The organism is Paracoccus sp. P2 (assembly GCF_046335115.1).
GTDB classification, from domain to species: domain Bacteria; phylum Pseudomonadota; class Alphaproteobacteria; order Rhodobacterales; family Rhodobacteraceae; genus Paracoccus; species Paracoccus pantotrophus.
On the sequence record NZ_JBGOSN010000095.1, the window covers coordinates 1 to 5591 of the forward strand.

Annotated in this window: 4 protein-coding genes; 3 read left to right on the top strand and 1 reads right to left on the bottom strand. The window is 65.0% G+C overall.

Annotated elements, in window-relative coordinates; translation table 11 throughout:
* Nucleotides 1-185: 185 nt before the first annotated feature.
* On the bottom strand, nt 186-770 hold the full coding sequence (locus tag ACDP63_RS24085) for a sulfotransferase family 2 domain-containing protein (RefSeq protein ID WP_024846147.1): 585 nt from the start codon (nt 768-770) through the stop codon (nt 186-188).
* A 243-nt stretch (nt 771-1013) separates the two neighbouring features.
* On the opposite strand from ACDP63_RS24085, the gene recA reads away from it, so the two are divergent.
* The 3 genes from recA (at nt 1014) to ACDP63_RS24100 (ending at nt 5254) form a co-directional block, all read left to right on the top strand.
* Nucleotides 1014-2084, top strand: coding sequence for a recombinase RecA (gene recA / locus ACDP63_RS24090; RefSeq protein WP_024846148.1), 1071 nt, complete (start codon nt 1014-1016; stop codon nt 2082-2084).
* A gap of 225 nt (nt 2085-2309) precedes the next feature.
* Nucleotides 2310-4967 (top strand): alanine--tRNA ligase, encoded by a 2658-nt coding sequence (gene alaS / locus ACDP63_RS24095; protein WP_028710988.1) that lies wholly within the window; start codon nt 2310-2312, stop codon nt 4965-4967.
* Nucleotides 4964-5254 (top strand): DUF1330 domain-containing protein, encoded by a 291-nt coding sequence (locus tag ACDP63_RS24100; protein WP_024846150.1) that lies wholly within the window; start codon nt 4964-4966, stop codon nt 5252-5254. The genes alaS and ACDP63_RS24100 overlap by 4 nt, the downstream gene beginning before the upstream one ends.
* The last annotated feature ends 337 nt before the right edge of the window (nt 5255-5591 follow it).

Genomic DNA, 5591 nt, shown 5'->3' on the forward strand with positions numbered 1-5591 from the left:
TCTTCGATCGCTGCAATTACCCGACCGCGAAGGTCTCCGCTCAGGCTCCTCGTCTTAGGCTCCTCGTCATCATCTCCTCCTGGCAAATCACAGGAGCAGTGAAACAGACATTGTTCATCGCGTGAATCCTCAAAGCGACCCGGTGTTCGTCAAATTCGCTCTAGATCACCGGTGGCGCAGCTAGATCAGAGCGTATCGTAAAGCGCGAAATCGCGCGCCATGACCTTGCGCAGCAGGCCTTCCTGCTCGGCCTGCAGGCTGACATCGACCGCCGGAGGCACGTTGACGCGGGGCAGGCTGATCGCGCAATCCAGTCGATCCTCGAGGAAATGGGTGAAGGCATCCATGTCCTCGTAGCGAAAGATGCGATCGACGCGATCCGCTTCCGCGGTCAGGAAATCCGCCTGGGCGCCGACGCGTGCGATGTCGGGCCCGGCGGGATCGGCATAGGCCTGCGCGAAATCAGCGAAGCTGAGCCCGATCATGGCGTGGCTCGGATCTTCCTCGTCGTCGCGCAGGCGAAAGCGGTACCAGCTGCGCAGCCATCCTATCGGCTCGCGCATCAGGGCGATGGTGGTGAATTTCTCGCCGGTGACGGAATGAAGCCAGGGCTCGATATGGCGGCGATAGGTGCGCAGGTCGGCGTGTTTGAGTTCGGCCGGGCGCTGGACGGCGACATTGGCCAGGGCTTCGAGCGCGGTCTCGACCGCGGTGGATCCGGCTTTCGGCGTGGCCAAGAAAACCAGTCGTCTTTCCCAGAATATCAGCATTTCCTGCAAGCTTTCAGCCATTGCGGCACGCGTGCCGGCATAGCCACTCGCCCTGAGGCTGTAAACCGTTTCTTAATCCTCTTGCGGCAGACTGGGTCAGGAAGGCGAGAGACCTTCCGATTCGCAAAGCAGGACTTGCATTTCCGCGCAAGGATGCGCAAATAGGAACATCCCGTGAACAAAAGTGGCGGGCGGGCGCTGATTGCCCCGGATGGCGGGGTGTGAAATAAGCATGAGGACCGCATGGCAGGGGCAACACTTTTCGACATGAACGACAAGCGATCCGCAGACAAGCAGAAAGCGCTGGACAGCGCGCTGGCCCAGATCGAACGGCAGTTCGGCAAGGGCTCGATCATGAAGCTGGGCGCCGACAACCCGGTGGCCGAGATCGAGGCCACTTCGACCGGCTCGCTGGGGCTCGACATCGCGCTGGGGATCGGCGGTCTGCCCAAGGGCCGGATCATCGAGATCTTCGGGCCGGAAAGCTCGGGCAAGACCACGCTGACACTGCATGTCGTGGCCGAAGAGCAGAAGAAGGGCGGCGTCTGCGCCTTCGTTGACGCCGAGCACGCGTTGGACCCGCAATATGCCAAGAGGCTGGGCGTCAACCTGGACGAACTGCTGATCAGCCAGCCCGATACCGGCGAGCAGGCGCTGGAAATCGTCGATACGCTGGTGCGCTCGGGCGCGGTCAGCCTGGTCGTGGTCGATTCGGTGGCGGCGCTGACGCCGAAATCCGAGATCGAAGGCGACATGGGCGACATGCAGATGGGCAGCCAGGCCCGGCTGATGAGCCAGGCGATGCGCAAGCTGACCGCCAGCATCGGGCGGTCGAACTGCATGGTGATCTTCATCAACCAGATTCGCATGAAGATCGGCGTGATCTTTGGCAGCCCCGAGACGACGACGGGCGGCAATGCGCTGAAATTCTATGCCTCGGTGCGCCTGGACATCCGCCGCACCGGCTCGATCAAGGACCGGGACGAGGTGACCGGCAATGCCACCCGGGTCAAGGTAGTGAAGAACAAGGTCGCGCCGCCCTTCCGCGAAGTCGAATTCGACATCATGTATGGCGAAGGCATCTCGAAGGTTGGCGAGTTGATCGACCTGGGTGTCAAGGCCGGCGTGGTCGAGAAATCCGGATCCTGGTATTCCTATGGCGACGAGCGCATCGGCCAGGGCCGCGAGAATGCCAAGCAGTTTCTGCGCGACCATCCCGAGATGGCCTATGCGATCGAGGACAAGATCCGCGCCAGTCATGGGCTGGACTTCGGCGTCACGGACGACGGCGACGAGGTGATGGCCGAAGATTGACCCTGGATCGGGCCGGTTTTCGAGGCGAAGCACGGGGGCTTTGCCCCCACGCTTCCTGCGCCCTGGATGGGGCGCAGGAAGCATTCCCCCAGGATATTTGCACAAGGAAGACCCTGCCGCCGGCGCCAGGCCATGCAGGATTGCTGGACAGCCGCCATGGCTGGGGCTAGACCGAGCGGCACACCGGTTCTGGCCGGAAAGACCGCTTTGCGATGAAGGCCCGATATGCCCAGCTTGAATGACATCCGCTCGACCTTCCTGAACTATTTCGAACGCAACGGCCACAGGGTCGTCGAGTCGAGTCCCCTGGTGCCGCGAAACGACCCGACCCTGATGTTCACCAACTCGGGCATGGTGCAGTTCAAGAACCTGTTCACCGGGGTCGAGACCCGCGACTACAAGCGCGCCACCACCGCGCAGAAATGCGTTCGCGCCGGCGGCAAGCACAACGACCTCGACAATGTCGGCTATACCGCGCGCCACCATACATTCTTCGAGATGCTGGGTAACTTCAGCTTCGGCGATTATTTCAAGGACGGCGCGATCCCCTTTGCCTGGGAACTGCTGACCAAGGATTTCGGCATCCCCAGGGACAAGCTGCTGGTCACGGTCTATCACACCGATGACGAGGCGGCGAACATCTGGAAGAAGGTGGCGGGGCTTTCCGACGACCGCATCATCCGCATCCCGACCAGCGACAATTTCTGGCAGATGGGCCCGACCGGTCCCTGCGGCCCCTGCACCGAGATCTTTTATGACCATGGCGAGCAGATCTGGGGCGGCCCGCCCGGCTCGGCCGAGGAGGACGGAGACCGCTTCATCGAGATCTGGAACCTGGTCTTCATGCAGAACGAGCAGTTCGAAGACGGCTCGATGCGGGCGCTGGACATGCAGTCGATCGACACCGGCATGGGGCTGGAGCGGATCGGCGCGCTGTTGCAGGGCAAGCACGACAATTACGACACCGATCTGATGCGCAGCCTGATCGAGGCCAGCGCCCATGCGACCAGCGCCGACCCGGACGGTCCCGGCAAGGTGCATCATCGCGTCATCGCCGATCACCTGCGCTCGACCAGCTTCCTGATCGCGGATGGGGTGATGCCCTCGAATGAGGGTCGGGGCTATGTTCTGCGCCGCATCATGCGCCGCGCCATGCGGCACGCGCATATGCTGGGCGCCAAGGATCCGGTGATGCACCGCCTGGTCCCGGCGCTGGTGCGCGAGATGGGAGCTGCCTATCCCGAGCTTGGCCGCGCCCAGGCGCTGATCGAGGAGACGCTGAAGCTGGAAGAGACCCGCTTCAAGCAGACGCTGGATCGCGGCTTGCGGCTGCTGGACGAGGAACTGGCAAAGCTGCCCAAGGGGGCGAACCTGCCGGGCGAGGCGGCTTTCAAGCTCTACGATACCTATGGCTTCCCGCTGGACCTGACCCAGGACGCGCTGCGCGAAAAGGGCCGCGCGGTCGATACGGCCGGTTTCGATTCGGCGATGGCCGAGCAGAAGGCCAAGGCTCGCGCCGCCTGGGCCGGTTCGGGCGAGACCAAGGATGCCGCGATCTGGTTCGACATCGCCGAAGAGCATGGCGCGACCGAGTTCCTGGGCTATGATACCGAGATCAGCGAGGGCCAGATCCTGGCGCTGGTGCAGGACGGCGGTGCCGTCGAGGAGGCGGGCGAGGGGCAGGCGGTGCAGATCGTCGTGAACCAGACGCCTTTCTATGCCGAATCCGGCGGTCAGGTCGGCGATACCGGGCTGATCAAGACCGAGACGGGTGCCGCGCGGGTGACCGATACGAAAAAGGTCGGCGGCGTCTTCATCCATGTCGCCGAGGTGACGCTGGGCTCCATCCAGCGCGGCCAGGGTGCGCAGCTTTCCGTCGATCACGACCGCCGCAGCGCCATCCGCGCCAACCATTCGGCCACGCATCTGCTGCACGAGGCGCTGCGCCGCGCCCTGGGCGAGCATGTCGCGCAGCGCGGCAGCCTGAACGCGCCCGACCGGCTGCGCTTCGATTTCAGCCATGCCAAGGCGATGACCCCCGAGGAACTGGCGCAGGTCGAGCGCGAGGTGAATGATTTCATCCGCCAGAACAGCCCGGTCGAGACCCGGATCATGACCCCCGACGACGCCCGCGCCCTGGGGGCGCAGGCGCTGTTCGGCGAGAAATATGGCGATGAGGTGCGCGTGGTCTCGATGGGCGAGCTGCCGGGCTCGGGCAAGGGGACCGGCGGGCAGACCTATTCGCTGGAGCTTTGCGGCGGCACCCATGTCGCACGCACCGGCGATATCGGCATGTTCGCCCTGACCTCGGAAACCGCCTCGGCCGCCGGTATCCGCCGCATCGAGGCGCTGACCGGCCAGGCGGCGATGGACGCGCTGCGGCGCGTGGACGGCGAACTCAATGAGATCGCCGGCATCGTCAAGGCGCAGGCCGGCGACGTGGTGAACAAGGTCCGCGCCCTGGCCGATGAGCGCAAGGCGCTGGCCAACGAGGTCGCGCAGCTCAAGCGCCAGCTGGCCATGGGCGGCGGCTCCGAGGACAAGCCGCGCGAGATCAACGGCATCAAGCTGATCGCCCGCCGGGTCGAGGGGGTGAGCGGCAAGGAACTGGGCCCGCTGGTCGACGAGATGAAGTCGCGGCTTGGCTCGGGCGCGGTGGTGGTGCTGGCCGAGGCCGAGGGCAAGGCGACGGTGGCGGCGGGGGTGACCCCCGACCTGACCACCCGCATCAGCGCCGTCGAACTGGTGCAGACCGCGACGGCGGCGCTTGGCGGCAAGGGCGGCGGCGGCCGTCCCGACCGCGCCCAGGGCGGGGCGCCCAGCCTTGCCGCCGCCGACAGCGCCATTGCTGCCGTCGAAACCCTGATCGGAGAGAAGGCATGACTGCGCTGTGGATCGCCCATGTGAACGTGACGGATCCCGAGGCCTATGGCGAATATGCGCGGCTTGCGGGTCCGGCGATCGCCGCGCATGGCGGGGTCTTTCTCGCCCGCGGCGCGCGCTATGTGCAGCTTGAAGGCAAGGAGCGCGCCCGCAATGTCGTGGCGCGTTTTCCCAGCCTCGAGGATGCGGTGGCCTGCTATCACTCGGCCGAATATCAGGCGGCGCTGGATCATGCCCGGGGCGCGGCCGAGCGGGATCTGGTCATCGTCGAGGAAAACCCGGCCTAGGCGCCAGGGCCTTCTGGGCTTTCTGCGCGATCCGGGCTTTCCTTTTACGCCGGGGATCTGGCCCCGGCCGGGTCGCGGTTTTCGGGCGATGGTCTTGGTCAAGCCCGCGGCAGCGGCCGCCTGGGGGCGGGCGTTCGTGGAAACATCCTGCTCTGTTCTGGTCCCGCTAGATCCTGCCCATATCAAATCGAAGCATAGCCTGCGTTTTTGAGGTGGTTGGCGCACTCCTTTGCAGAGAAGCTGTCAGGTCATGTGCCGAGGCGTTTCCAGGCGGCTTCGACGGTGCGTTCGGCGGCGGAGCGCATGAGGGGCTTGGGCGCGGCGAACATGAGGGGGC

Coding starts and splice junctions, on each gene's coding strand:
- ACDP63_RS24085 (WP_024846147.1), bottom strand. CDS start 770: ATGCTGATATTCTGGGAAAGACGACTGGTTTTCTTGGCCACGCCGAAA.
- alaS (WP_028710988.1), top strand. CDS start 2,310: ATGCCCAGCTTGAATGACATCCGCTCGACCTTCCTGAACTATTTCGAA.
- ACDP63_RS24100 (WP_024846150.1), top strand. CDS start 4,964: ATGACTGCGCTGTGGATCGCCCATGTGAACGTGACGGATCCCGAGGCC.
- recA (WP_024846148.1), top strand. CDS start 1,014: ATGGCAGGGGCAACACTTTTCGACATGAACGACAAGCGATCCGCAGAC.